Source organism: Microbacterium sp. KHB019 (assembly GCF_037285405.1).
In the GTDB taxonomy this organism is placed as follows: Bacteria; Actinomycetota; Actinomycetes; order Actinomycetales; family Microbacteriaceae; genus Microbacterium.
On record NZ_JBBDHF010000003.1, the window covers coordinates 331160 to 356529 of the forward strand.

Genomic DNA, 25370 nt, shown 5'->3' on the forward strand with positions numbered 1-25370 from the left:
AAGACTAACCTCTGGCCCCCAGAGCCCTCGGCAGTGTCTACTGGTCTCATGAGGTCGATCTGGAAGGGCGCCCTGACGTTCGGGCTGGTGAACGTCCCGGTGAAGGTGTACTCCGCCACCGAGGACCACGACGTCTCGCTGCACCAGGTGCACGATGAGGACGGCGGGCGGATCAGGTACAAGCGGACGTGCGAGATCTGCGGCGAGGTCGTCGCCTACCAGAACATCGACCGTGCCTACGAGGACGACGGGCAGATGGTCGTGCTCACCAAGGAAGACCTCGATGCGCTGCCGGCCGAGCGCAGCCGCGAGATCGACGTGGTCGAGTTCGTCCCGAGCGACCAGGTCGACCTGCTGACCCTCGACAAGGCGTACTACCTCGAGCCCGACTCCAAGTCGCCGAAGGCGTACGTGCTGCTGCGCAAGACGCTCGAGCAGACCGATCGCACGGCGATCGTGCGATTCACCCTGCGACAGAAGACGCGGCTCGCGGCTCTTCGCGTCCGCGGAGACGTGCTCGTACTGCAGACGCTGCTGTGGGCCGACGAAGTGCGCGAGGCCGCGTTCGATTCACTCGACGAGGACGTGAAGATCTCGAAGAAGGAGCTCGAGCTGTCTGCGAACCTCGTCGACAGCTACTCGAGCGACTTCGATCCGGAGTCGTTCGTCGATGAGTACCAGAAAGAGCTGCGGACGCTCATCGACGCGAAGATCGAGGCAGGCGACACCTTCGATGTCGCGGAGACCTTCGCCGACGAGGGTGAGGCAGAGGGCAAGGGCGGCGAGGTCATCGACCTCATGGAGGCGCTCAAGGCGAGCGTCGAGCGGTCGCGGGCGAAGAAGAAGGACGCCGGCTGAGGCCCAGTGCGTGCCGTCTCCGTCTAGTGCTTGCCGTCTCCGTCTACGTCGGGCGCACGGTCGAAGACCTCAGCGTCGAGCGTGAGAGCAGCGGCCTCGTCGGCATCCGTGTCAGGATCGCCGCCGGCGGCGAGAGCCTTGCGCACTTTGTGGCGCTCTGAGAAGTAGTGCCAGAGCGTCACGAGGGCCGTGCCGCCGACGGCGGCGAGCAGGATGATGTCGATGTACTCGGTCACCAGATGCGCCACCCACGGGATGTACGCGATCAGGTAGCCGAGCATCGTCAGCCCGAAACCCCAGATGAGCGCGCCGATGAGGTTGTACAGGCTGTATTTCTTCCACGGCATGTGCCCTACGCCGGCAGCGACCGGGGCGAAGGTGCGCACGATGGGGACGAAGCGGGCGAGGATCACGGTCAGACCCCCGTACCGCTCGAAGAACGAGTTGGTGCGCTCGACGTTCTTCCTGCTGAACAGGCCGGATTCCTTGCGTTCGAACACGGCGGGGCCGCCCTTGTGCCCGATCAGGTAGCCGACCTCACCACCGATGAAGGCCGCGAGTGCGATCAGCAGGGAGACGATCCAGATGTTCACACCGAACACGTCGTTCGTGTGCGTCAGCAGGCCGGAGATGACGAGCAGGGTGTCGCCGGGGAGGAGGAAGCCCACCAGCAGACCAGTCTCCGCGAAGACGATGAAGCAGACGACCAGCAGCGCCCACGGGCCGGCAGCCCCGATGATCAACTCGGGGTCGAGCCAGGGGATGAGTGCGATGTGATGCATGGGTTCCCGTCGAGCAGGTTCGTGCTGCGGTCAGTTGCTACTGCCAGTGCGGAAGGTGGGACTTGAACCCACACGCCGTGAGGCACAGGAACCTAAATCCTGCGTGTCTGCCAATTCCACCACTCCCGCGCGGTCCCTTCATTCTAGATGTGCGGCCGGACACCGGTCAGCAGGGATTTCCGTCCGCGCCGCTACGGGAAACCCGAACGGGGCTGTGGATAACTTCCGAGGCCGATGCTGGATTCTTGCGAGGATGCCGGGGTGAGCCAGCAGTCCCTCATCGTCGCGGAGCGTGTGCGCCGCCGGCTGCGCGCCGAGCGCACTGATCCGTCGTCAGCTCCGGACGAGGCGCGCCGCATCGCGCAGGCCGAGGTCCGCCGCCACAACGACCTCGCTCTGTCGCGCGGTGACGCGATGATCGACGACGAGTCGGCACTGGTACGCGATGTCCTGGCCTCGGTGAGCGGGTTCGGCGCTCTGCAGCCGCTGCTCGATGACCCCAGCATCGAAGAGATCTGGCTGAACGGCGCCGACCGTGTGTTCGTAGCCAGGGAAGGCGTTTCGGAGAGGATCGAACTCGGACTCACCGACGCGATGCTGCGCGACCTCGTCGAAAGGATGCTGCAGTCCACTGGTCGCCGCGTCGACATCAGCCAGCCGTTCGTCGACGCCTCGTTGCCCGACGGATCGCGGCTGCACGTCGCGATCGCTGATGTCGTCCGCGGCTCCTGGGCGGTCAACATCCGGAAGTTCTTGCCCGGCTACCGCACGCTCGACGCGCTCGTCGCTCTCGGATCGATGCCCGCCGAGGTGGCCGAGCTCCTGCATCGGGCCATGCGCGACGGGGCGAGCGTGATCGTTTCCGGCGCGACGCACGCGGGCAAGACCACGCTGCTCGGCGCCCTGCTGGCTTCGTGCGCTGACACGCAGCGCATCGTCACGGTCGAGGAGACCTTCGAACTCGCCGTCGACGGGCCGGACCTCGTCGCGCTCCAGGGAAGGCAGGCGAGTCTGGAGGGCACGGGCGAGATCACTCTGCGGCGCCTCGTGAAGGAAGCGCTGCGCATGCGGCCCGATCGGCTCGTGGTCGGCGAGGTCAGAGACGCCGAGGCGCTCGACCTGGTGCTCGCGCTGAACACCGGAGTGCCCGGCGCGGGGACGGTGCACGCGAACTCCGCCGTGGAGGCGTTGGAGAAGCTGACCCTGCTTCCACTGCTGGCCGGCCGCAACATCGATCGTTCGTTCATCGCGCCGGCGCTCGCCGCATCCGTCTCGCTGGTCGTCCACTGCGCCAGAGATGCGGCCGGCGGTCGCTGCGTGCAGGAGGTAATCGCGCCCACGGGTGAGCTCGTTGAGGGGCGGATCATCACCCGATCCGTGTACCGAGCGGAGCCGCGCACATGACCTTGCTCGTCGGGGCGCTGCTGGCTGCCGGGCTCCTCCTGTGCGCATCGCCGTGGCTGTGGCCTCGCCGTGAGCGCGTCGAGCGGGAGGGACGTCGCGATGACTGGCTCACCCGGCTCACGGATGAGGCGGGTCTGGCAGCGGTCGAGCGCCACAAGGTGGTCGCGGTGATCGTGACGCTGGCGCTGGCGGCTGCGGCCGCGGCGTGGCTGGTGACGGGCATCCCGGTGCTCGCTCTGCTGGCGGCCATCGCCGCCGGCGCTGCGCCGATCGCCTTCCTTCGCGCGCGTCGCCTGCGATTGCTGAAAGCGCGCAGGCAGATGTGGCCGGATGTGTGCGATCTGCTCGTCGCCGCGATCAGAGTCGGATTGTCGCTGCCGGATGCTGTGGCGAGTCTCGCCGAGTCGGCGCCTACAGCCGTCCGACCGGCGTTCGTCGTCTTCGCGCGCGATCTTAGGGCGACCGGGCGATTCGAGAGCAGCATCGATCGGTTGAAGACCACGCTCGCCGATCCGATCGCCGATCGCATCATCGAAGCGCTGAAGATGGCACGGCAGGTCGGCGGTACCGAGCTCACCGGCGTTCTGCGTGCGTTGTCCTCGTCCGTACGGGCTGACGCAGCCCTACGCGGCGAGGTGGAGGCCAAGCAGTCGTGGATCAGAGGGGCCGCGGTGCTCGGAGTCGTCGCGCCATGGGTGATCCTGCTGCTGCTGGCGCTTCGGCCAGAGGGGGCTCAGGCGTACGCGAGCGCGGAGGGAGTCACGGTGATCGTCGCCGGGGCGGTCGTCTCCGTCGTCGCGTTCCGCATCATGATCCGGATCGGTCGTCTGCCTGAGCCGCGGCGGTGGTTCGCGTGAGCATCGTGACGGATGCCGCGACCGCGATCCTGCTGGGCGGGCTGCTCGGTGCCGGCCTCCTGTGCCTCCTGGCGGCAGCGCCGCGCTGGCGGGCCGCGTCGCTGACCAACCGGATCGCGCCGTACGTTCGGGATGCCGTCGACGATGCGGCTCTTCCGTCCGGCGTTCTCCCGATCGCCGGCATCCTGCCGGTGGGTGGCACCGAGTCGATCTGGCACCGGATCCGCACCCGGTTGCTCCGAGGAGGCGGCGACGGCGACGCCCTCGCGCTGCGGCTTGCGCAGGCCGGCTCCGACGACGACCCTGCGGCCTTCCGCGGACGTCAGCTCGCCTGGGCCATCGGCGGGTTCGCGATCGGCAGCGTGCTCGTCATCGTTCTCGCCGTCACAGGTCGCATGACGCCACCGGCCGCCGTGCTGCCCGTGATCCTCGCGGTCGGTGCCGTGATCGCCGTCGACATGCTGCTGACCGCGCGGGTGAAGGCGCGTCTCGCGCGACTCAGCGACGAGCTCCCCACGACCCTGGAGTTCCTCGCGCTGTGCCTGTCGGCGGGGGAAGGCTTCCTCGACGCGCTGAGGCGCGTTGCGACGATCGGCTCGGGCGAGCTCACCCAGGAACTGCGGCAGGTCGTACTCGCCGTCGGCACCGGGTCGCCGCTCGCCGATGCTCTGGGAGAGATGGCCTCTCGACTCCGACTGCCCGGGTTGTCGCGTGCCGTGGATCAGGTGATCGCCGCACTCGAGCACGGTGCGCCGCTCGCTGCCGTGCTGCACGCGCAGGCGGCGGATGCTCGCGAGGACGCCAAGCGCACGCTGATCGAGCAGGCGGGGCGTCGGGAGATCTTGATGATGCTGCCGCTCGTGTTCTTGATCCTTCCGCTTTCCGTGCTCTTCGCCGTGTTTCCTGGCATGTTCATCCTGCAGCTCGGGCTCGGATGACGACGCCGCAGACCAACCTCTACGAAAGGACCGCATGATGAATCGATTGCGAAGCTGGTGGGGCGAGTTCACGCTGGACGCGCGTGAACTCGCCGATGACGAACGCGGCGACGTACCGGGCTGGGTGCTGGTGACACTGATGACCGCCGGCTTGGTCGTTCTGATCTGGGCCGTGGCCGGGCCCGCCCTGACCGGACTGTTCGAGCAGGCGATCTCACGGGTGTCCGGGCTGTGAGATGAGTCGGTGGTCGGCGGCGGGGGATGACCGCGGGTCCGGACCCGTGGACTTCGTGCTCGTCGGCGCTCTCCTGACGACGCTCACACTCGCTGTCCTCCAGCTCGGCTTCGCCGTCTACGTCAGGAACGTGGTGCACGATGCGGCGGTGGAGGGCGCGCACTACGCCGCGCTCGCCGACACCACGCTTGACGACGGCGCTGAGCGCACTAGAGCGTCCATCGTCCGAGCGGTCGGAGACGGGTTCGCCGGAGACATCGCCGTCTCGCAGAGCGACAGGCTCGGCTACCCGACCGCTGTCGTCACCGTCCGCACCACCCTGCCGGTCATCGGCCTGCTCGGCGTCCCATACGGGCTGGAGGTGGATGCGCATGCGCCGATGGAATCACTGGGCGAGGAATGACGAGGGCTCGGCGGCGCTCGAATTCATCACGATCGGCGTGATCCTCCTCGTCCCGCTCGCGTATCTCGTCCTCGCACTCGGCGCAGTCCAGGAGACGCTGCTCGGAGCCGAGGCGGCAGCCCGCCACACGGCGCGGGTGATCGGCCAGGCGGAGCGCGCAGCCGACGCGGCGGACCGCGGCGATGCGGTGCTCGCGAGCGTCATCGACGAATACGGCATGGATGCCGAGAACGTCGCGGTCTCGGTGACCTGCATCCCCGCCGGTGCGGAGTGTCCGACACCGGGCGCCACGGTGATCGTCACCGTCAGCACGCACGTGTCATTGCCGTTCGTGCCGAGCATCTTCGGACTCGATCGTGCAACGCAGATCCCGCTGGAGGCGGCCGCAGCGCAGAAGGTGTCCCGCCTGTGGGGTGAGGAATGATGCCCCGGGAACGCTGTGACGATGAGGGAAGCATCCTCCCTCTGCTGCTCGGCTACGTCGTTCTCGCGCTCACCGTGGTCTTCGTGTGCACGTGCGCAACAGATCTGTACATCGCGCAGAAGCGTCTTGATTCGCTGGCGGATGCCGCCGCGCTCGCCGGAGCGGACGGTTTCACACTCGTGGTCGAGGGGGAGGGCGTGCGTGCCGAGCTCACCGACGACGGTGTGCGGGAGCAGGCCGCCGCTGTGGTGGATGCGATCGCTTCCGGTGCGCACCTGGTGTCGGCCTCAGCGCCGGACGGCGTCTCCGCCCGGGTCACCGTGGCGATCGACTGGCATCCGCCGCTCGTCTCCGCCTTCGTCCCCGCAGGCGTCGGCCTCGAGGCGACAGCCACGAGTCGCACGGCGCTTCGCTAGCGGCGTCAACCCTCGAACGGAGGCCGCAGCGCCACGACGGCACCGACGTCGAGGTTCAGGCCGGTCTTGTTGTACGCGGCCAGTTCGTCCGCGTCGAAGCAGAAGCGGTCAGCGACAGCGGGGAGGTTGTCCCCGGCGGCGGCGGTGTAGTTCTCGATCTCACCGTCAGCGTCGCGGTTGACGGTGCCGTTCGCGCCAGCGGTCGCGCCGAAGTCGGCGATCAGGCCCTTGACGCGGGCGGCGCCGTTGCTCATGTCGATTCCGTTCTTGTATCCGGCGGCGCAGGAGACAGCGACCATCTCCTCGTCCGTCTGGGGCGCCCAGGGAACGGTTGGGTCGGGCCTGAGCACCAGGACGTCGCCCGGCTGCATCGCCCAGTAGGTCACCTTGTTGTACGTGCCGAAGGAGGAGGAGTCGATGCAGAAGCGGGTGGCGATGGCCTCGACCGCGTCTCCGGGCTGGACGGTGTAGGAGACGATCTGCCCCTCGGCGTTCAGCGTCGGCTCCCCGACGGCGTATTCGCGGATGCCGGTGTCGGTCAGTTCACCTGCCAGCTCAGGCCCGTCGCTGAAGAGCTTGATGCGGGCCGTGGGGCAGCCCCTCGCGGTCGGCGCCGGTTCGCCTTCGACGGCAGCCGCCGCAGGGGAGGCTTTGGGAGTCTGTTCGGTGTTCGTGGGCGCAGCGGTGGCGGTGCAGCCGGCCAGCGCGGTCACAACCAACGCGAGCGCGGCCAGCGCCGTCGCGAGCTTGGTTGTGCTGGTCATGGCGCCCATACTGACAGACCGACGCCGGAACGCAGCGCTGGATCGCAGTTAGGCGGGTGGTTCTCGCCGTGGGCTGAACCGCGGAATCCAGCGGATGAACCCGAGCGCGCCGAGCAGCCCCACGGCGCCCATCAGCCCGGCGGCCGCAGACAACGAGGAGACCGCGGTCACCGCGGAGACGATCAGCGGCGCAGCCGCGCCACCGGCATCGGTCAAGGTCCGCCACGAACCGAGGAAGGGAGCCGGGTCGTGCTTCGGCGCGACATCGGCACCGAGGGTGAGCAGGATGCCGCTGGAGAGCCCGTTGCCGACGCCGAGCACGGCCGCCAGCATCCCGAACCAGAGCACGGCCGCGTCGCCGTCGTGCGTGAAGGCCAGCGCGAGGAAGCCGGCACCCATCAGCACCATCGCCGGCATCGCGGCCCACAGCCTGCCGAAGCGGTCCATCACCTGGCCGCTGGCGTAGAACAGGGCGAAGTCGATCGCACCGGAGACTCCGACGACCAGCGCGATCGTCTGCGCATCGAGGCCGAGTGACACGCCCCACAGCGGCAGGACGACCTGGCGCGCCGATCGGACCGCCGACAGGCATGCCGCGGCGAGCCCCAGTCGCCCCAGAACGCCGCGGAAGCGCCACATCGTGCGGAAGATGCCGACTCGCTCCAAGGTCGGGATCGAGCCGCTCACCGCCTCGCCGGAGTCCTCCGCGAGCGGTGACGAACTCGACAGCGGCGCGATCGTCTTCTCCGGATCCGGCCCGAACAGCACGAGCACCACCATGACGACCAGGCAGACGAGGAAGAACCAGATCGCGGCGTGCTCGTCGCCGAACACCTGCAGCAGAAGGGCAGTGACGAACGGGCCGACGAAGACGCCGAGGCGGAAGCTGCCTCCGAGCAGCGACAGCGCGCGGGCGCGGAACTCCAATGGCACGCGCGTCGTCATGAACGCGTGCCGGGCGAGGCCGAAGGCGGCGGCGCAGAACCCGAGCAGGAAGACTGATGCCGCGAATACGGCGATCACCGGAGCCAGTACCATCCCGATCACAGCGGCCATGGAGATGACGCCGGCGATGACCATCGTGAAGCGCTCGCCGATGCGGGCCACCGCCCAGCCGGCGGGCAGGTTGCCGCACAGCTGGCCGACGACGAGCGCCGAGGCGACGAGTGCCGCGGCCGCGACATCAGCGCCCATGTTCGCCGCGATCACGGGGATCAGAGGGATGACCGCGCCCTCGCCCATCGAGAAGAGGACAGTGGGCAGGTACACCATCGGCCCGAACTGCCTGAGGACCGTGGATGCACTGCTCACCCCGCCACGCTACTCCGCTCCGCGGTCAGCACGATTCGTACACGTGGCCGCTCTCGTCTGGACGGGCGAGGTCCCGATCGCGGAGAATCGCCGTCGGCGGAGTGTCCTGTTGGGCGCAGAGCTCGGCGAACGGCTTCGGCAGCTGATCGGTGTACTCGATATCGAGTACGGACTCGTACACGTCGGTGTAGGCGGCGCATTCGTCGTATGCGGCGCACTCCTCTGCGACAGCGAAGTCGAAGCCGGCCTCGTCGTGGAGCACGGTGGTGTGCTCCGCCGCGTTCTTCTGGCCGGCGGCGAGACCTGCGTCATGCGCGATGGCGACGAGGTCTCGAGCGACCGCGACGGCGTCGTCGAGTGTGATCGCACCGCCCGAGCGGGTGAACGAGTCGAGGTTGTCGAACTCCACCGCGTCGAAGCCGTCCGTCCCGCAGCCGCGGATCCAGTTGCCCACCCGGTCGATGACCAGATCGGCCGCAGCGTCGTCGCTGATGTCGAGCAGCGCCTCGTCCGGCCAGTCGGGGTCGATGACGACGTCTCCCGCCTCATCGGTGAGCAGGGCCTCGCTCGGCCAGTCGTCCTGTTCGCCCGGCTGCGTCTGAAACGCGTTCACGTAGCAGATGGAGTAGCGATCAGGATCCGGGGCGTCGGTGCGATCTCGGACGACGACGGCGATCGCGGCATCCGGCTCGTAGCCGCCTCCGAGCTGGTAGTCGAAGGCAGCGTCCGGGGGAGGCGCGGCCGGTGCGTCCGTGGCCGCCGCGCAACCGCTCAGCAGGAGGACGATGGCCGCGAGCACGGCTCCGATCGGTCGGCGCACACTTCAGGCTATCCGTCCGGCGTGGGCACGGTAGGCTGAAGCGTCATGCTCGAACTCGATCTCTCCGCCGATATTCAGGCGCTCAGGCACACATACGGCGACATCAGCGAGGTCGTCGATGTCAACCGACTCCAGGCCGATATCGCACGGCTCAGCGAAGAGGCGGGCGCGCCCGATCTCTGGGATGACCCGGACAAGGCGCAGAAGGTCACCAGCGCGCTCAGTCACAAGCAGGCCGAGCTCAAGCGGGTCAACGAGATCGGGCAGAGGCTCGATGACCTGGAGGTACTCGTCGACCTCGCCAACGAGATGGAGGACGAGGACTCCGCCGCCGAGGCGCGTGCCGAGCTCGCCGCTCTCACCGACGTCATGAATCAGCTCGAGGTGCAGACGCTCCTCGACGGCGAGTACGACGACCGCAGCGCGATCGTCACGATCCGCTCCGGTGCCGGCGGCGACGACGCCACGGACTTCGCCGAGATGCTCATGCGCATGTACCTGCGGTGGGCCGAGCAGCACAAGTACCCGGTCAAGGTGATGGACACGTCCTACGCCGAGGGCGCAGGCATCAAGTCCGCGACCTTCGAGATCGAGGCGCCGTACGCGTTCGGCACGCTGTCCGTAGAAGCCGGGACGCACCGTCTTGCTCGCATCAGCCCGTTCGGTTCTGCCGACAAGCGCCAGACCAGCTTCGCGGCGGTCGAGGTCATCCCGCTGATGGAAGAAGCCACCGAGGTAGACATCCCCGAGAACGACATCCGCGTCGATGTCTTCCGCTCCTCCGGCCCTGGTGGTCAGTCCGTCAACACCACCGACTCCGCCGTGCGCCTCACGCACCTTCCGACCGGCATCGTCGTCTCGATGCAGAACGAGAAGTCGCAGATCCAGAACCGCGCTGCTGCGATGCGCGTGCTCCAGACCCGCCTCCTGCTGCTGCAGAAGGAAGAAGAGGCTGCGAAGAAGAAGGAGCTCGCCGGCAACATCACCGCGAGCTGGGGCGATCAGATGCGCTCCTACTTCCTCTACGGCCAGCAGCTCGTCAAGGACCTGCGCACCGGCCAGGAGTCCGGCAACCCCGCCGCAGTGTTCGACGGCGACCTCGACGACTTCATCTCGGCGGGCATCCGCTGGCGCAAGCGCAAAGACGACGACGACTGATCTCACGGCCGCTCCAGACAGGGTGTCGCTCGCGGTCAGGCGCGAACCCGCGCTTAGGCTCGTAAGGCCATGATTCGGTTCGAGAACGTCACCAAGCGCTACCGCGGTACGAAGAGACCGGCCCTCGCCGGGGTCGACTTCGAAGTCGAGCGGGGCGAGTTCGTCTTCCTCGTCGGAGCATCCGGATCGGGAAAGTCGTCCTGTCTCCGGCTGATCCTCCGCGAGGATGTCCCCACCACCGGTCGCGTCGCCGTCCTCGGCCGCGACCTCAGGACACTCGCCAACCGGAAGGTCCCGTACTTCCGTCGGCACATCGGGTCGGTCTTCCAGGACTTCCGCCTGCTGTCGACCAAGACCGTGTTCCAGAACGTCGCCTTCACCCTGCAGGTCACCGGCTCCTCGCGCGGTTTCGTGCAGCAGGCGGTTCCAGAGGCTCTCGCCCTGGTCGGCCTGGAGGGCAAGGAGAAGCGGATGCCGCACGAGCTGTCCGGTGGCGAGCAGCAGCGCGTCGCGATCGCGCGCGCTCTCGTCAACCGACCCCAGGTGCTGCTCGCCGACGAGCCGACCGGAAACCTCGACCCAGCCACCTCGGTCGACATCATGCAGCTGCTCGCGCGCATCAACGCCGGCGGCACGACGGTGCTGATGGCCACGCACGAGGCTGCCTTCGTCGACCAGATGCGGCGCCGGGTCATCGAGCTGCGCGACGGCGAGATGGTGCGCGACGAGACGCACGGCGGCTACGGCGACCGCTCGATGATCCCTCAACTCGTCCCGGAGGAGGAACGCGGCGCCGCCGCGACCGCCGCGCTCACCGCCGTGCAGGAGGTGCAGCGCGAGACCGAGTCCCTCGAGCCGCTCACGGCTGAGATGCTCGCCTCCATGAAGGCGGCGCGGGATGCCGAGACACCTGCCGAGCCGGCGGCACCGGCCGCTCCCCGCACGCATCCGATCGTGCTCCCCGAGGTCGACGTCGCCGAACTCGGCGTGGCCGACCGCCTCGGCCTGTCGGCTGCGGACGATGACGACGAAGTGGGGCCGACCTCGTGAGAGTGGGACTGATTCTGATGGAGGCCCTCGGAGGCCTCCGTCGCAACATCTCGATGGTGATCTCCGTCGTGCTCGTCACGTTCGTCTCGCTGACGTTCGTGGGCGCGGCGATCCTCATGCAGGGTCAGATCAGCACGATGCGCGACTATTGGACCGAGCGCGCGCAGGTCGCGGTCTACATGTGCTCGACGGTGTCCGACACCGAGGAGACCTGCATCGACGGCGCGGCCACCGAGGATCAGGTCGAACAGGTGCGCGCCGAGCTCGCAGGCCCCGCGTTGAACTCGTTGATCGCGGATGTCCGCTTCGAGACGAAGGCCGAGGCATACGCGAAGCTCGTCGACCAGCTCGGTGACGAGCAGGCGAGCGTGCTCACCGAGGACCAGATGTTCGACAGCTTCTGGGTGACGCTCAAGGACCCAGGTCAGTCGCAGGTGATCGTCGAGGCCTTCAGCGGAGTGAACGGCGTCGAGGAGGTCCTGGATCAACTCCAATACCTCGAACCTCTCTTCTCCGCGCTCACGGTGGCGACGTACATAGCCGTCGGCATCGCCGCGCTCATGCTGATCGCCGCGGTCCTGCTCATCGCGACGACCATTCGACTTTCGGCATATGCCCGGCGCAAGGAGATCGGGATCATGCGCCTCGTCGGCGCCTCCAACCGCTTCATCCAGACGCCGTTCATCCTCGAGGGCGTTTTCGCCGCCTTCCTGGGCTCCGTCCTCGCGAGCGGTGCGGTGATCGCGGGAATGCACTTCGGAGTCGAGGGCTACCTGAAGGGGCGCGTGCCGTTCATCACCACCTGGGTGAGCATGCAGGACGCACTCATCGTCGTGCCGATCCTGATCGCGATCGGAGTGATCCTGGCTGCACTCTCCGCCGGCTTCGCGATTCGTCGCTGGCTTCGTACGTAGCATCCGCTCTGTTGTAGGGTGGAGGGCTGGCCGTACGACAGGATGCACAGGAGAGAATCATGCCCAGGGAACGCGGGGAGAAGGTCATCGCGACCAATCGCCGAGCCCGTCACGACTTCAACATCGAGAAGTCGTACGAGGCGGGGCTGGTGCTCACCGGTACCGAGGTGAAGTCGTTGCGCCAGGGGCGCGCGAACCTCTCGGACGGGTACGCGTTCATCAAGGCGGGCGAGATCTTCCTCGACTCCGTGCACATTCCGGAATACTCGCAGGGACACTGGACGAACCACTCGGCCAAGCGCGTGCGCAAGCTACTGATGCACCGCGAAGAGATCCAGAAGCTCGAGCACGCCGTCTCGGCCGGCGGGTACACGATCGTGCCGCTGAAGCTCTACTTCCTCGACGGCCGCGCGAAGGTCGAGATCGCCCTGGCGAAGGGCAAGCGCGAGTTCGACAAGCGCCAGACGCTTCGTGAGCGTCAGGACACCCGTGAGGCAGAGCGCGCCATGCGGCTGCGCAACCGCATGGGGGAGTAGCACTCCTCAGCGGGCGAGAGTTCAGGCCTCGAACCCGAACGCCTGCCCCAGGAACGCGAGCTCTCGCTCGAGAGCGTCGACGATCGTCTCCGCTCGCCGGAAGCCGTGGCCCTCACCCGGGTACAGCACGTACTCGTGCGGGATGCCGCGTGCGGCCAACGCGTCGCGGATGGCCTGCGACTGAGACGGCGGGACGACGCGGTCGTCCTCACCCTGCAGCAGCAGGACGGGCACATCGATGCGGTCCGCATGCGTGAGCGGCGATCGATCGATGTACACGTCCTCGGCATCGGGGAGCGCACCGACGAGCCCGTCGATGTAGTGCTTCTCGAAGTCGTGCGAGTCCTGGGCCAGCATCCGCAGATCCGCCACGCCGTAGCGGCTGATGCCGGCGGCGAAGACTCCGCCTCGCACCAGGGCCGACAGCACGGTCCAGCCTCCGGCGGAGCTGCCGCGGATCGCGATGCGAGCCGGATCCGCCCGGCCGGATGCCGCGAGATCACGGGCAGCAGCGAGCACATCGTCGACATCGACGATGCCCCACTGGTGGTCGAGGCGCTCGCGATAGTCGCGCCCGTAGCCGGTCGAGCCGCCGTAGTTCACATCGAGCACGCCGATGCCGCGACTCGTGTAATACGCGATGGCGGCGGACGCCGCACCTGCGACGTGCGCAGTCGGGCCGCCGTGCACGAACACGATGTATGGCGGCAACTCCTCGGATGGTGCGGATGACGTGGGATTCGCCGGCGCGTAGTCGAAAGCGTGCACCGGCCCGTGGGCGCCGTCGATCGTGAGCTGACCGGCCGGGGGCATCCACGCCTCATCCGTCGCTGCGCCTCCGCGGATGCGGGCGACCTGACCAGAATCCGCGTCGACGCACCACAACCCGGCGTTCACGGTCGCGCCTCCACCCGAGAGCAGCACGCGCGCGCCGGAGACGTCGTCGACGCTGACGTGCGCAGTGGCCGGAACCTCCAGGGGGCGGACGGAGCCGTCGGGGTCGATCACGACGACCTCGTCGGACCCGTTCGTCCGCACCGTGACGATCCGACCGTCGGGGAGCGGCTGATACCACCGGTTGCCGAGCACCCAGAGGCCGTAGCCGGTATCGGCGTCAGCGGGCGCGATCGGCTCCGGCTCCGACGCGCGGAGACCGTCGAGCTTCAGCCGGTGCAGAGCCCAGCGCCCCCCTGGGTCGTCGGCGTAGAGCAGCTCGGTGTCGCTCGCCCATTCCGGTTGCAGGGCCGCTCGCGTGCGCACGTTCGCGAATGCGTCGTCCCCTGACGAGACTCGCAACCACGCCGCCTGCCACGGCATACGGCGTCCGGACCATTCCACCCAGGCGATCCTGGTGCCGTCCGGCGACAGTGCGGGATGCGCGAAGAACGCGGTGCCCTGGATGTGGACGCGGATGGCGGTCTCGTCCGCAGCCGCCGACCCGTCTGTCGGGATCTCGACGATCCCGCGCAGGTGCGGTGTCGCGGTCGCATCCTCACGGACCGCGAGAAGACGACCGTTCTGGAGACGGAGACCGCCGTGGCTCGGGCCTGCGCCGCCCTGGGCGGCGGGTGTGAGCGGCGCGGGCTCTGCGCCCCGTGGCATTCGGTACACCCGCTGGTCCTTCGCATCGACGAAGAACAGCGTGCCGTCGGCATCCGCCGTCCACGCGCCGCCACCGTACTCGTGCACGCGAGACCGGGCGCTCCACGGGGCGGGCAGCAGTGCGTCACCGGTCGAGCTGCGCACGGTGACACGGCCACCATCGGCAGGAATCGATTCGCCCCACCAGATCTCGTCGCCGACGAAGCGGGCGCCGTCGATGCGCGGCGCGGACGAGGCGATGCTCGTCGCCGTGAACGGGGACGACCAGGTCCCGTAGGGTGACGTCGCGTGCGGCTGGGGCATGTCTCGAGCCTATTCGGGACCTCGGACGTCCGCGCCCGGCAGCCGACAACGCAGAAACCGCCCTTCCCGAGAGCGGGAGAGGGCGGTTTCCGCGCTATCGATGGATGCCGCGACGTCAGACCGCGCGGAGCACGGCCACGACCTTGCCGAGCACGACGGCGTCGTCGCCGAGGATGGGCTCGAATGATGTGTTGCGGGGGAGCAGCCACGTGTGGCCGTCGCGCTGCCGGAACGTCTTGACCGTCGCCTCGCCGTCGAGCATCGCAGCGACGATCTCACCGTTCTCCGCCGTGTTCTGCGTGCGGACGACGACCCAGTCGCCGTCGCAGATCGCTGCATCGATCATCGATTCGCCCGAGACCTTGAGCATGAACAGATCGCCCTTGCCCACGAGTTGGCGGGGAAGCGGGAAGATCTCCTCCACCTGCTGCTCCGCCGTGATGGGGACGCCGGCGGCGATCTGCCCAACCAGCGGAACCATCGCCGCGTCCCCGACGGGCGTGCTGGAGTCGGCAGGGTTCTCCCCGCTGGTGCCCGGCAGGTCGATGAGCACCTCCATCGCGCGCGTCTTGCCGGGGTCGCGACGCAGATAGCCGCTGAGCTCGAGCTGCCCGAGCTGGTGGGTGACGCTGGAGAGCGACTTGAGCCCGACCGCGTCGCCGATCTCACGCATGCTCGGCGGATAGCCGTGCTTCGCGATCGACGTCTGGATCACCTCGAGGATGGCCATCTGCTTGGCGCTGAGATTCTTGCGCCGACGAGTGCGAGGCGCCTCGGCGTCGGTGGCGGAGTTGTCGCTCATGGTGGCTCCTTCGTGCGCGATTCCGGGGCTGCTCTTCGAATGTCGGTGGCCCGTGGTGGGGTGTCGTTATCGAAACCGTATCCGAGAAACAGCCGTAATCGGAAGATCTGTTCGAGCGTGTCGGCAGGTGCTGGGATCCGATTTCGAAGAAGTCTTGACAGATGTTCGAATTCGAAGATAAATTCGGAACGTAGCTTCGCATCCATCGCTCCCGGCCGAGCGGTGAATGCGAACGCTACGCCAAAGAGGCAGAGGAGAGTCCCATGAGCACCATCAGCATCGCCGCCCCGTCCATCCGTCCCGCACGCACTGCAACGCGGCTCCGGTTGACGACGCGCGGTCGTCGGGTGCTGGTCGCTCTGGCGGCACTCCCGCTGGCAGTCGGCATCGGCTTCGCTGCGATCAGCGGCGGCTCGGCGATCGCCTCGGGCGAAGCGACCGTGACCGCCAGCTTCGAGACCGTGACGGTGATGCCGGGCGACACGCTCTGGTCGATCGCGGAGTCCGTGGCTCCGTACGCGGACCCGCGTAAGGTGATCAGCGGCATTGAGAGCCTCAACATGCTGGGCGGGCAGTCTCTGCAGGTGGGCCAGGAGCTCGCGATCCCCGCCGAGTACGCCGACTGATCCCACCGTTAGCATGGGAAGGGTGACTGCTTCCCTCGGTGACTTGCCCCTCCGCGACGATCTTCGCGGCCTCACTCCGTACGGCGCTCCTCAGGCTCCACTGCCTGTCGCCCTCAACGTCAATGAGAACACCCACCCCGTACCCGACGAGGTCGCAAGCGACATCCTGGATGACATCGCGGTGGCTCTACGCGAGGTGAACCGCTACCCGGACCGGGAGTTCACGACGCTGCGCGAGGCCTTTGCCGAGTACCTCGGCCACAACCTCGCCCCCGAGCAGATCTGGGCCGGCAACGGTTCGAATGAGGTGCTGCAGCACATCATGCAAGCCTTCGGCGGACCGAACCGCACGGTCTTCGGGTTCGCGCCGACGTACTCCATGTACCCCCTGATCGCGCAGGGCACCGGTGCTCAGTGGGTGGCGGGCCAGCGTGAAGCCGACTACACGATCACGCCGGATGAGGCGGCCGCCCAGGTTCGGCAGGCCGCCCCCGACATCGTCATGCTCTGCTCGCCGAACAACCCGACGGGAACGCCACTCGACCTCGATGTGGTCGAGGCCGTCTACGAGGCGACGAGCGGCATCGTCGTGGTGGACGAGGCGTACCAGGAGTTCGCGCCCCGGGATGCCGTTTCCGCACTCACACTGCTCGAAGGGCGCCCGCGTCTGGCCGTATCGCGGACCATGAGCAAGGCGTTCGCTTTCGCGGGAGCGCGGGTGGGCTACCTCGCGGCCGACCCGGCCTTCATCGACGCTCTGCGACTCGTCCGGCTTCCGTACCACCTCAGTGCACTGACGCAGGCTGCCGCAGTGGCGGCGTTGCGAAATGCTGACATCATGCTCGGCATGGTGGATGAGATCGTCGAGCAGCGCGATCGCATCACCGCGACCCTCGAGGCACTCGACTATCAGCCGCACGAGTCCTGGTCGAACTTCGTCCTCTTCGGTGGTGTGCCCGACCCGCGCGCGACGTTCGAAGCGCTCTACGAGCGCGGAGTGCTGGTCCGCGACGTGGGCATCCCCAACCACCTGCGCGTGACGGCCGGGACCGAGGCCGAGACCACGGCGTTCCTCGACGCGCTGGCGTCGATAGACTCGGGCTCATGAGCGCTTCCCGAACTGCCGAGGCTTCCCGCACCGCGCAGCGAACCCGCAGCACGTCCGAGTCGACCGTCGAACTCGAACTGAACCTCGACGGCACGGGGCAGAGCCGCATCGACACGTCGGTGCCGTTCTTCGACCACATGCTCACGGCGTTCGCGAAGCACTCGCTCACCGACCTCACCGTCCGAGCATCCGGCGACACGCACATCGACGCTCACCACACGGTGGAAGACGTCTCGATCGTGCTCGGCCAGGCGATCCTCGAGGCGCTCGGAGACAAGTCGGGCATCTCGCGATACGGAGATGCGCTCGTCCCGCTCGACGAGGCGCTCGCTCAGGCGGTCGTCGACATCAGCGGCCGCCCCTACCTCGTGCACACCGGCGAGCCCGAAGGATTCGAGCACCACCTCATCGGCGGACATTTCACCGGTTCTCTGGTGCGCCACGCGTTCGAGGCGATCTCCTTCAACGCCGGACTCACCGTGCACGTCCGCGTGCTCGGCGGTCGCGATCCGCACCACATCGCCGAAGCGGAGTTCAAGGCGTTCGCCCGTGCGTTCCGTCAGGCGAAGTCGCTCGATCCGCTCGTCGACGGGATCCCGTCGACGAAGGGCGCACTGTGACTCGCACCGTCGTCGTATACGACTACGGCTCCGGCAACGTCCACTCCGCCGTCAAGGCGCTGGCCGCGGCCGGCGCGGACGCGAGACTCACCGGTGACCGCGCGGAGGCGCTTGAGGCTGACGGGCTGTTCGTCCCCGGTGTCGGCGCGTTCGCCGCCGTTCGGGCGGCTCTGCTCGCGCAGGGCGGCGACGAGATCATCGACCGGCGTCTGGCCGGAGGGCGCCCGGTGCTCGGCGTGTGCGTCGGTATGCAGGTGCTCTTCGAGCACGGCGTCGAACGCGGCCAGAACGTCGATGGCCTCGGCGAATGGCCGGGCACCGTCACCGAACTCAACGCGCCCGTCCTGCCGCACATGGGCTGGAACACGGTGACGCCGGATGAGGGCAGCGTCCTGTTCCGCGGCATCGAGGAGGAGCGCTTCTACTTCGTGCACTCCTTCGCAGCGCAGAAGTGGGAGCTCGACGTCATCGCGCCGTTCCCGGAGCCCAAGCTCACCTGGACGACCTACGGCGAGCCCTTCCTCGCAGCCGTCGAGAACGGGCCGCTCTCGGCGACGCAGTTCCACCCCGAGAAGTCCGGCGACGCCGGCATCCGGCTGCTCCGGAACTGGGTCGACAGCCTCTGATGACGTCGACGTTTTGAACCCTGCATCGAGCCGGGCTACTCTCGGATCTCGTGCTCGCCTTTCGGCGCACTTCACCCACCCGAGGATGACATGAACGACTTCGCGTCCACCCCCAAGCTCACCCTTCTTCCGGCTGTCGACGTCGCCGGTGGCAAGGCGGTTCGTCTGACGCAGGGCGAGGCCGGGTCGGAGACCAGCTACGGCGACCCGCTCGACGCGGCTCGTGAATGGGTCGACCAGGGGGCGGAGTGGATCCACCTCGTCGACCTCGACGCGGCGTTCGGGCGCGGAAGCAACACGGCGATCCTGCGCAAGGTCATCAAGCAGCACCGCGACGTCAACATCGAGCTCTCCGGCGGCATCCGTGACGACGCCAGCCTTGAGGCCGCGCTCGAGAGCGGCGCAGCGCGGATCAATCTCGGCACGGCCGCGCTCGAGAACCCCGAATGGGCGTCCGACGTCATCAGTCGCTACGGCGAGGCCGTCGCCGTCGGTCTCGACGTGCGCGGCACGACCCTCGCCGCGCGCGGCTGGACGAAGGAGGGCGGCGACCTGTGGGAGGTGCTCGCACGGCTCGAGGACGCCGGCTGCAGCCGGTACGTCGTGACCGACGTCACCAAGGACGGCACGCTGCGCGGCCCGAACATCGACCTGCTGCGCGAGATCACCTCTCGTACGCCGAAGCCCGTCGTGGCGTCGGGAGGCATCTCGAGCCTCGACGACATCGCGGCGCTTCGCGAACTCGTACCGCTTGGCGTCGAAGGCGCGATCGTCGGCAAGGCTCTCTACGCCGGCGCGTTCACGCTGGCAGAGGCACTGGATGTCGCCGGCGACTGACGACGCCTGCGGTCACGGTCACGGCGACGGAGACTCCGCGTCGACCGTCGGGGCCGGCGATTCGGCCGGTGTCCCGTGGGAGGGGCGCAGCTTCGAGTCCAACCCGCACTCCGCTGACGACGGCTCGGCAGACCCGGCCCTGCTCGACGCATTGCTCCGCTTCCGCGCGGGTGAGGGCTCGCAGGTCGAGGTCGTCGACGCCTTCCGTTCTGCTCGAGTCCTGATACCCCTCATCGCCGAGAAGGGGGAGGAGGGCGTCGCGCCCAGCGGTCTTGCCGTCGACAAGACCCAGGAGCTGTCCATCGTCACCGTCGCCGCCCCTGATGGGCGCAAGGTCCAGCCGGTGTTCTCATCGGTGACGGCGATGCAGACCTGGGATGCCGCAGCACGCCCGATCCCGGTCGAGGCTGTGCGTGCGGCCCTGGCGGCGTCGTCGGAGGACACCGATCTGATCGTGCTCGATCCGACCGCGGAGACCGAGTTCGTCATCCGGCGCCCCGCCGTATGGGCGATCGCGCAGGGGCACGCCTGGGAGCCGAGCTTCCTCTCACCGGAGGTCTTCACCGCACTGCAGGAGAGCATCGCGCACGAGCTCGCCGTGATCGACATCGCCGTCGCGCCCGGTGACCCGGACGCGCGACTGCGCGGCCCGGAGCTCGTCGTGATCCTCGACCTCGTCGACGGTCTCGAACGAGACGTGCTGGATGCCGTCCTCGCCCGGCTGGCTCAGCGGTGGTCGGCGGATGACCGCATCGCGGTGCTCGCGGATTCCCTCACGGTCAAGCTCCGCCGCGCTGCCTGAGTCAGTTGACCGGCCCGGTCCACTTCTCGCCGGGGCCCTTGCCGATCGGGTCGGGGATCGCGGATGCTTCGCGGAAGGCCAGCTGCAGCGACCGCAGTCCGTCCCGGAGCGATCGGGCGTGCATGTCGCTGATCTCGGGGGCGCCGGCTGTGATGAGACCCGCCAGCGCGTTGATCAGCTTTCGGGCCTCGTCGAGGTCGAGCTGAGAGTCGGGGTCGTCGGCGAGGCCGAGCTTCACCGCGGCCGCGCTCATCAGATGGACCGCTGCGGTGGTGATCACTTCGACGGCGGGGACATCCGCGATGTCGCGCGTGGCGGCCGACGCGGCCTCCTCCTGCTGCTGCCAGCGCTCGTTGCGCTCGTCGTGACCGTGGTCGTGGGCCGGAATCGTCACTTCGCCTTGCCTTCTGTTAGACTGTGCCGGGCTCCGGAGCGTAATGCTTCGGATCGAAAGAGGATTCACTTCCCACCCGCGCTTGCCGTTCAAGGCTACCGGGTCTTGCACTCCGCCGGTTCACGCCGGTAGATCGGATCGTGTCCGATGTTCAGGGTGCGAAGCCGGCGTCTGAATGTCGGCGGGTGGGGCAGTAACTCCTTTTTCGCAGTGCGTCGCAGAGAGCGCCGCGTTGGCTGAATCCCCATCGTCTAAGGAGTTCCGCATCAGCGATCCCCGTACCAATGAGCGCATCCGCGTCCCCGAGGTCCGCCTCGTCGGCCCCGCGGGTGAGCAGATCGGCGTCGTCGCCATCCAGGTCGCGCTCCGACTCGCGCAGGAAGCCGACCTCGATCTCGTCGAGGTCGCCCCGAACTCGAAGCCGCCCGTGGTCAAGATCATGGACTACGGCAAGTTCAAGTACGAGGCTGCCCAGAAGGCGAAGGAAGCTCGCCGCAATCAGGCGAACACGATCCTCAAGGAAGTGCGCTTCCGTCTGAAGATCGAGGCTCACGACTACACGACGAAGCTCAAGCGCGCCGAGGGCTTCCTCAAGGCCGGCGACAAGGTCAAGGCCATGATCCTGTTCCGCGGTCGTGAGCAGTCGCGTCCCGAGCAGGGCGTTCGTCTGCTGCGCAAGTTCGCCGAGGACGTCGCGGAGCTCGGAACCGTCGAGTCGAACCCGACCATCGACGGTCGCAACATGGTCATGGTCGTGGCTCCGCTGAAGAACAAGTCCGAGGCCAAGGCAGAGCAGAACGCTGCCCGCGCCGCGAACAAGCAGGCGGCTCGCGACTCGAAGGTCGAAGAGACCGAGACCGCCGAAGCGGAGTGATCCGCTCCCATTACTCCCGCACTGCGGGTTGACAACGTCGCCTGAGAAGGCGCCACACGAAGGAAGAGAAGATGCCGAAGCAGAAGACCCACTCGGGTGCCAAGAAGCGCTTCAAGATCACCGGCAGCGGCAAGCTGAAGAAGCAGCAGGCCGGCATGCGCCACAACCTCGAGCACAAGTCGAGCCGACGCACCCGCCGCCTCAACCAGGATCAGGTCCTGTCGCCCAACGACACCAAGGTCGCCAAGAAGCTTCTCGGTCGCGGCTGAGCGCCGAACGCACGAATAGGAATACACGAAAATGGCAAGAGTCAAGCGGGCGGTAAACGCCCACAAGAAGCGTCGCGTCATCCTCGAGCGCGCCTCCGGCTACCGCGGTCAGCGTTCGCGCCTGTACCGCAAGGCCAAGGAGCAGGTCATCCACTCCCTGGTCTACTCGTACCGTGACCGTCGCAAGCGCAAGGGCGATTTCCGTCGCCTCTGGATCCAGCGCATCAACGCCGCTGCCCGCCAGAACGGCATCACGTACAACCGCTTCATCCAGGGCCTCGGCCTCGCGGGCGTCCAGGTCGACCGTCGTATGCTCGCTGAGCTCGCGGTCAACGAGCCGGCCACGTTCGCGTCGCTGGTCGAGACGGCCAAGAAGGGCCTGCCTTCGGACGTCAACGCGCCGAAGTCGGCTGCGTAAGCATCCTTCCTGAAACGGGCGCTCTCCTTCTGGAGGGCGCCCGTTTCGGCATCTCACGGCGTACGCAGAGCGCGTCGGCGCAGCAACCGGGAGATGAGAACGTCGAGCAGCATCGCGCCGACGACGGCGAACGCGTACACGAGAAGATCCCGCTGATCGAACCCTGCGCCAAGCACCAGCGCGGCGGGCGGGACAAGGGCGGTGGCCTTCGCCGGGATGTCCGTGAGCTGGAGGAACTCGACGGCCGTGCAGAACAGGATGGCGAGGGCCGCGCACAGAGAGCGAGTCCGGCGCGGGAGCATGAGCACGATCAGCAGGTAGACGAGCAGCGCGTACAGCGCGTCGCCCGTGACGTCGCCGATGACACCGGAGGCGAAACGGTGGAGGAGAAGACCGGCGATCACGGTCGCCACAGCGATGACGACGACGGTGAGTCGACGTCGACCTGCTGATCGCTGCGCAGTGGGCGGCACGCCGGGACTCTATTCGAGCAGACTGCATGATCGCCGCGAGAAGGCGCCAGCCGCGAGAAAGTGAACGGTGCGCGACGTTCATCGGGCGTCGCCCCGTGATCCCTCTAGACTGGAGCCGTGCTGGAGAATCCCCGGTCCCCGCGTGTCCGCGCCGTTGCGAAGCTGACCAAGCGCAGCGCCAGAACGGACACCGGTCTGTTCCTGCTCGAGGGCCCGCAGGCGGTGCGCGAGGCGCTCTCGTACCGACCGGATGCCGTCGTCGAGCTGTTCGCGACACCGACGGGGTGGGAGAAGCATCCCGACCTTCGGGCCGCAGCCACCGCCCACTCCGTGAACCTCGAGTTCGTCACCGAGTACGTGCTCAACGCGATGGCGGACACCGTCACGCCGCAGGGCGTCATCGCAGTCGCCCGCCAGATCCCGACGTCGGTGCGGGACATCTTCGCGTCCTCACCGCGCCTCATCGCCATCTGCGAAGAGGTGCGCGACCCCGGAAACCTCGGGACGATCATCCGAGCAGCGGATGCCGCCGGCGCGGACGCCGTCGTCCTCACCGGGCGCACGGTGGATCCGTACAACCCGAAGGTCGTCCGATCGACCACCGGATCGCTCTTCCACCTGCCCGTCTCCGTCAGCGGCGACCTCGAGGACGTCGTCAAGCGCGCCCACGAGGCCGGCATGAGCGTGCTCGCGGCCGACGTGAAGGGCGACGACCTGCTTCAGGCCCGCGCCGACGGCGTGCTCTCTGGGCCGACGGCGTGGCTGTTCGGGAATGAAGCGCACGGGCTCGAGGAGCGCGCGCTCGACCTTGCCGATCACGTGCTGAAGCTGCCGATCTTCGGCCGGGCGGAGTCGCTCAATCTCGCCACGGCGGCCAGCGTGTGCCTGTACGAGAGCGCCTTCACGCAGCGGGCCGTCGACGCGCACTGACACGTTTCGGGTCGGTTACAACTCGATAACCCGCGGTGGCGGATGCTGGTTCCCGAGGCCGTGTGCTTCTAGTGTGGGCACATGACCGAGACTGGTACACCCCTTGTCGTCGTCGACAATGTTCAGAAGCACTACGGCGAGTTCCAGGCCCTGAAAGACATCAACCTCACCGTCAACAAGGGTGAGGTCGTGGTCGTGATCGGCCCGTCGGGTTCCGGCAAGTCGACTCTGTGCCGCACGATCAACCGCCTCGAGACCATCACCAGCGGTGTGATCTCGATCGACGGCAAGGAGCTGCCCGCCGAGGGCAAGGGCCTGGCGCAGCTGCGCGCCGACGTCGGGATGGTCTTCCAGTCGTTCAACCTGTTCGCTCACCTCACGATCCTCGAGAACGTGACGCTCGGCCCGATCAAGGTCCGCGGACTGAAGAAGGCCGATGCCGACAAGGAGGCGATGGCGCTCCTCGAGCGCGTGGGCGTCGCCCAGCAGGCATCCAAACTCCCCGCTCAGCTGTCGGGCGGTCAGCAGCAGCGCGTCGCCATCGCCCGGGCCCTCGCGATGCAGCCGAAGGTCATGCTCTTCGACGAGCCGACCAGCGCGCTCGACCCCGAGATGATCAACGAGGTGCTCGACGTCATGGTGCAGCTCGCCAAGGAGGGCATGACGATGATCGTCGTCACCCACGAGATGGGATTCGCGCGCAAGGCGGCCGATCGCGTCGTCTTCATGGCCGACGGGCAGATCGTCGAAGAGGCGACCCCGGAGGAGTTCTTCACGACCCCGAAGAGCGATCGCGCCAAGGACTTCCTGTCGAAGCTCCTCACCCACTGACCACCTCCCGTACACGAAACTCACGCAGTCACACACAGCACACGAAGGAGACGCACATGCGACGCACACGGACACTGGCGGGCATCGGAATCGCTGCCACAGCGCTGATCGCCCTGACCGCCTGCAACAGCGGCAGCCCGACGACCCCCGGAGGGGACGGCGGCGATGAAGGAGACGCTCCCGCATACGAGGTGGCGCAGGACGTCCAGCTCGAAGGCAGCCCGACGTTCGACGCCATGGTCGAGCGCGGCGGTCCGATCATCGGTGTCAAGGAGGACCAGCCCAACCTCGGCTACCTCGACGCGACCACGAACGAGCGCAGCGGCTTCGACATCGAGATCGCACGCTGGATCGCCGCATCCCTCGGATTCGAGGAGAGCGACATCACCTACGAGCCGATCGCATCCGCCAACCGCGAGCAGGCCCTCGTGAACGGCGACATCGACTACTACGTCGGCACGTACTCGATCACCGACTCCCGCAAGGAGCAGATCGACTTCGCCGGTCCCTACTTCGTGACGGGCCAGGGCTTCCTCGTCGCCGCTGACAGCGAGATGACCGAAGTAGGCGACGTCTCCGACTTCAACGGCATGACCGTCTGCTCTGCGACCGGCTCCACGCCGATCTCCAACATCAAGGAGAACTACCCGGAGATCAAGACGGAAGAGTACGACGTGTACTCCGCCTGCGTCGAGGACCTCATCAGCGGCAAGGTCGACGCGGTCACCACGGACGCTGCGATCCTCATCGGCTACGCGGCGCAGTACCCCGACGACGTGAAGCTGCTCGACGGCCTCTTCACCGAGGAGCGCTACGGCGTCGGCCTCCCGAAGGGCGACACCGCTCTTCAGGAGCACATCAACACGCTGTTCACCGACGGCGGCGACACCTGGCAGGCGATCTTCGACGCGACCCTCGGTCAGTCGGGCATCGAAGTCGAGCAGCCGGCTGTCGACTGACGAACCGCGATGCGGGGCGGTCTGAC

32 protein-coding genes and 1 tRNA gene are annotated in these 25370 nt (G+C 67.6%); 24 read left to right on the forward strand and 9 right to left on the reverse strand.

The window, feature by feature from the left end:
• The first annotated feature begins 48 nt into the window (after positions 1 to 48).
• A complete protein-coding gene (gene ku, locus KHB019_RS12860; protein WP_325472240.1) occupies positions 49 to 858 on the forward strand; it encodes a non-homologous end joining protein Ku in 810 nt (269 codons plus the stop codon).
• A gap of 23 nt (positions 859 to 881) precedes the next feature.
• Here the strand turns inward: ku and KHB019_RS12865 are convergent, their stop codons facing one another.
• Both KHB019_RS12865 and KHB019_RS12870 read right to left on the reverse strand, forming a co-directional pair.
• Positions 882 to 1640: a DedA family protein gene (locus KHB019_RS12865; RefSeq protein ID WP_337459137.1), complete on the reverse strand. Its 759-nt coding sequence runs from the start codon at positions 1638 to 1640 to the stop codon at positions 882 to 884.
• Positions 1641 to 1687: 47 nt separating this feature from the next.
• Positions 1688 to 1769, reverse strand: a tRNA-Leu gene (locus KHB019_RS12870).
• A gap of 132 nt (positions 1770 to 1901) precedes the next feature.
• Here KHB019_RS12870 and KHB019_RS12875 point away from each other — a divergent pair.
• The 7 genes from KHB019_RS12875 to KHB019_RS12905 are packed head-to-tail and all read left to right on the forward strand — an operon-like array spanning position 1902 to position 6317.
• Complete coding sequence (locus KHB019_RS12875; RefSeq protein ID WP_230103909.1) at positions 1902 to 3044, forward strand: CpaF family protein; 1143 nt, start codon at positions 1902 to 1904, stop codon at positions 3042 to 3044.
• Positions 3041 to 3901: a type II secretion system F family protein gene (locus KHB019_RS12880; protein WP_337459138.1), complete on the forward strand. Its 861-nt coding sequence runs from the start codon at positions 3041 to 3043 to the stop codon at positions 3899 to 3901. Before KHB019_RS12875 ends, KHB019_RS12880 begins: the two co-directional genes overlap by 4 nt.
• Complete coding sequence (locus KHB019_RS12885; RefSeq protein WP_337459139.1) at positions 3898 to 4839, forward strand: type II secretion system F family protein; 942 nt, start codon at positions 3898 to 3900, stop codon at positions 4837 to 4839. Before KHB019_RS12880 ends, KHB019_RS12885 begins: the two co-directional genes overlap by 4 nt.
• A 37-nt stretch (positions 4840 to 4876) precedes the next feature.
• Positions 4877 to 5074, forward strand: coding sequence for a hypothetical protein (locus tag KHB019_RS12890; RefSeq protein ID WP_325472236.1), 198 nt, complete (start codon positions 4877 to 4879; stop codon positions 5072 to 5074).
• 1 nt (position 5075) lies between these two features.
• Complete coding sequence (locus KHB019_RS12895; protein WP_337459140.1) at positions 5076 to 5477, forward strand: TadE/TadG family type IV pilus assembly protein; 402 nt, start codon at positions 5076 to 5078, stop codon at positions 5475 to 5477.
• Positions 5446 to 5901 (forward strand): TadE family protein, encoded by a 456-nt coding sequence (locus KHB019_RS12900; RefSeq protein WP_337459141.1) that lies wholly within the window; start codon positions 5446 to 5448, stop codon positions 5899 to 5901. Before KHB019_RS12895 ends, KHB019_RS12900 begins: the two co-directional genes overlap by 32 nt.
• Positions 5898 to 6317: a pilus assembly protein TadG-related protein gene (locus KHB019_RS12905; RefSeq protein ID WP_337459142.1), complete on the forward strand. Its 420-nt coding sequence runs from the start codon at positions 5898 to 5900 to the stop codon at positions 6315 to 6317. The genes KHB019_RS12900 and KHB019_RS12905 overlap by 4 nt, the downstream gene beginning before the upstream one ends.
• Positions 6318 to 6322: 5 nt before the next feature.
• On the opposite strand, the gene KHB019_RS12910 is transcribed toward KHB019_RS12905, so the two are convergent.
• The 3 genes from KHB019_RS12910 to KHB019_RS12920 all read right to left on the reverse strand — a co-directional run bounded on the left by KHB019_RS12910 (position 6323) and on the right by KHB019_RS12920 (position 9212).
• Positions 6323 to 7081, reverse strand: coding sequence for a LysM peptidoglycan-binding domain-containing protein (locus tag KHB019_RS12910; RefSeq protein ID WP_337459143.1), 759 nt, complete (start codon positions 7079 to 7081; stop codon positions 6323 to 6325).
• A 48-nt stretch (positions 7082 to 7129) separates the two neighbouring features.
• Positions 7130 to 8353, reverse strand: a complete 1224-nt coding sequence (locus KHB019_RS12915; RefSeq protein WP_337459165.1) for an MFS transporter — start codon at positions 8351 to 8353, stop codon at positions 7130 to 7132.
• Positions 8354 to 8417: 64 nt separating this feature from the next.
• A complete protein-coding gene (locus tag KHB019_RS12920; protein WP_337459144.1) occupies positions 8418 to 9212 on the reverse strand; it encodes an endo alpha-1,4 polygalactosaminidase in 795 nt (264 codons plus the stop codon).
• A 45-nt stretch (positions 9213 to 9257) separates the two neighbouring features.
• On the opposite strand from KHB019_RS12920, the gene prfB reads away from it, so the two are divergent.
• From prfB to smpB, 4 genes are all read left to right on the forward strand, one after another.
• The gene (gene prfB, locus KHB019_RS12925) at positions 9258 to 10370 is read left to right on the forward strand and encodes a peptide chain release factor 2 (protein WP_230103889.1); all 1113 of its coding nucleotides are present in this window, start codon (positions 9258 to 9260) and stop codon (positions 10368 to 10370) included.
• Positions 10371 to 10439: 69 nt separating this feature from the next.
• The gene (gene ftsE / locus KHB019_RS12930) at positions 10440 to 11420 is read left to right on the forward strand and encodes a cell division ATP-binding protein FtsE (RefSeq protein ID WP_337459145.1); all 981 of its coding nucleotides are present in this window, start codon (positions 10440 to 10442) and stop codon (positions 11418 to 11420) included.
• On the forward strand, positions 11417 to 12334 hold the full coding sequence (ftsX, locus tag KHB019_RS12935; protein ID WP_337459146.1) for a permease-like cell division protein FtsX: 918 nt from the start codon (positions 11417 to 11419) through the stop codon (positions 12332 to 12334). Before ftsE ends, ftsX begins: the two co-directional genes overlap by 4 nt.
• A 59-nt stretch (positions 12335 to 12393) precedes the next feature.
• Complete coding sequence (gene smpB / locus KHB019_RS12940) at positions 12394 to 12870, forward strand: SsrA-binding protein SmpB (protein WP_230103886.1); 477 nt, start codon at positions 12394 to 12396, stop codon at positions 12868 to 12870.
• 21 nt (positions 12871 to 12891) lie between these two features.
• Here smpB and KHB019_RS12945 read toward each other — a convergent pair whose 3' ends face one another.
• A complete protein-coding gene (locus KHB019_RS12945) occupies positions 12892 to 14775 on the reverse strand; it encodes a S9 family peptidase (RefSeq protein WP_337459147.1) in 1884 nt (627 codons plus the stop codon).
• A gap of 115 nt (positions 14776 to 14890) precedes the next feature.
• Positions 14891 to 15577, reverse strand: coding sequence for a transcriptional repressor LexA (gene lexA / locus KHB019_RS12950; protein WP_230103884.1), 687 nt, complete (start codon positions 15575 to 15577; stop codon positions 14891 to 14893).
• 263 nt (positions 15578 to 15840) lie between these two features.
• Here lexA and KHB019_RS12955 point away from each other — a divergent pair, with 263 nt between their 5' ends.
• The 6 genes from KHB019_RS12955 (at position 15841) to KHB019_RS12980 (ending at position 20196) form a co-directional block, all read left to right on the forward strand.
• Positions 15841 to 16203 (forward strand): LysM peptidoglycan-binding domain-containing protein, encoded by a 363-nt coding sequence (locus KHB019_RS12955; RefSeq protein WP_230103883.1) that lies wholly within the window; start codon positions 15841 to 15843, stop codon positions 16201 to 16203.
• A 13-nt stretch (positions 16204 to 16216) separates the two neighbouring features.
• Positions 16217 to 17311, forward strand: a complete 1095-nt coding sequence (locus KHB019_RS12960) for a histidinol-phosphate transaminase (RefSeq protein WP_230103882.1) — start codon at positions 16217 to 16219, stop codon at positions 17309 to 17311.
• Complete coding sequence (hisB, locus tag KHB019_RS12965; protein ID WP_337459148.1) at positions 17308 to 17931, forward strand: imidazoleglycerol-phosphate dehydratase HisB; 624 nt, start codon at positions 17308 to 17310, stop codon at positions 17929 to 17931. The genes KHB019_RS12960 and hisB overlap by 4 nt, the downstream gene beginning before the upstream one ends.
• Positions 17928 to 18557, forward strand: coding sequence for an imidazole glycerol phosphate synthase subunit HisH (hisH, locus tag KHB019_RS12970; protein ID WP_230103880.1), 630 nt, complete (start codon positions 17928 to 17930; stop codon positions 18555 to 18557). The genes hisB and hisH overlap by 4 nt, the downstream gene beginning before the upstream one ends.
• Positions 18558 to 18647: 90 nt before the next feature.
• Positions 18648 to 19394 carry a bifunctional 1-(5-phosphoribosyl)-5-((5-phosphoribosylamino)methylideneamino)imidazole-4-carboxamide isomerase/phosphoribosylanthranilate isomerase PriA gene (priA, locus tag KHB019_RS12975; RefSeq protein ID WP_230103879.1) on the forward strand — a complete coding sequence of 249 codons (747 nt, stop codon included), beginning with the start codon at positions 18648 to 18650 and terminating at the stop codon, positions 19392 to 19394.
• Entirely contained in the window at positions 19378 to 20196 is an 819-nt protein-coding gene (locus KHB019_RS12980; protein WP_230103878.1) for an SseB family protein, read from the forward strand. Before priA ends, KHB019_RS12980 begins: the two co-directional genes overlap by 17 nt.
• Before the next feature lies 1 nt (position 20197).
• Here the strand turns inward: KHB019_RS12980 and KHB019_RS12985 are convergent, their stop codons facing one another.
• Positions 20198 to 20584, reverse strand: coding sequence for a DUF1844 domain-containing protein (locus KHB019_RS12985; protein WP_230103962.1), 387 nt, complete (start codon positions 20582 to 20584; stop codon positions 20198 to 20200).
• 238 nt (positions 20585 to 20822) lie between these two features.
• On the opposite strand from KHB019_RS12985, the gene infC reads away from it, so the two are divergent.
• From infC to rplT, 3 genes are all read left to right on the forward strand, one after another.
• Complete coding sequence (infC, locus tag KHB019_RS12990; RefSeq protein WP_230103877.1) at positions 20823 to 21464, forward strand: translation initiation factor IF-3; 642 nt, start codon at positions 20823 to 20825, stop codon at positions 21462 to 21464.
• Positions 21465 to 21535: 71 nt separating this feature from the next.
• The gene (gene rpmI / locus KHB019_RS12995; protein ID WP_230103876.1) at positions 21536 to 21733 is read left to right on the forward strand and encodes a 50S ribosomal protein L35; all 198 of its coding nucleotides are present in this window, start codon (positions 21536 to 21538) and stop codon (positions 21731 to 21733) included.
• Between the two features lie 31 nt (positions 21734 to 21764).
• A complete protein-coding gene (rplT, locus tag KHB019_RS13000) occupies positions 21765 to 22151 on the forward strand; it encodes a 50S ribosomal protein L20 (RefSeq protein ID WP_230103875.1) in 387 nt (128 codons plus the stop codon).
• 53 nt (positions 22152 to 22204) lie between these two features.
• On the opposite strand, the gene KHB019_RS13005 is transcribed toward rplT, so the two are convergent.
• The gene (locus KHB019_RS13005; protein WP_230103874.1) at positions 22205 to 22624 is read right to left on the reverse strand and encodes a DUF2809 domain-containing protein; all 420 of its coding nucleotides are present in this window, start codon (positions 22622 to 22624) and stop codon (positions 22205 to 22207) included.
• A gap of 117 nt (positions 22625 to 22741) precedes the next feature.
• On the opposite strand from KHB019_RS13005, the gene KHB019_RS13010 reads away from it, so the two are divergent.
• From KHB019_RS13010 to KHB019_RS13020, 3 genes are all read left to right on the forward strand, one after another.
• A complete protein-coding gene (locus KHB019_RS13010) occupies positions 22742 to 23554 on the forward strand; it encodes a TrmH family RNA methyltransferase (protein WP_230103873.1) in 813 nt (270 codons plus the stop codon).
• An 81-nt stretch (positions 23555 to 23635) separates the two neighbouring features.
• A complete protein-coding gene (locus KHB019_RS13015) occupies positions 23636 to 24385 on the forward strand; it encodes an amino acid ABC transporter ATP-binding protein (protein WP_230103872.1) in 750 nt (249 codons plus the stop codon).
• Positions 24386 to 24441: 56 nt separating this feature from the next.
• Positions 24442 to 25344, forward strand: a complete 903-nt coding sequence (locus KHB019_RS13020; protein WP_325472232.1) for a glutamate ABC transporter substrate-binding protein — start codon at positions 24442 to 24444, stop codon at positions 25342 to 25344.
• Positions 25345 to 25370: the final 26 nt, after the last annotated feature.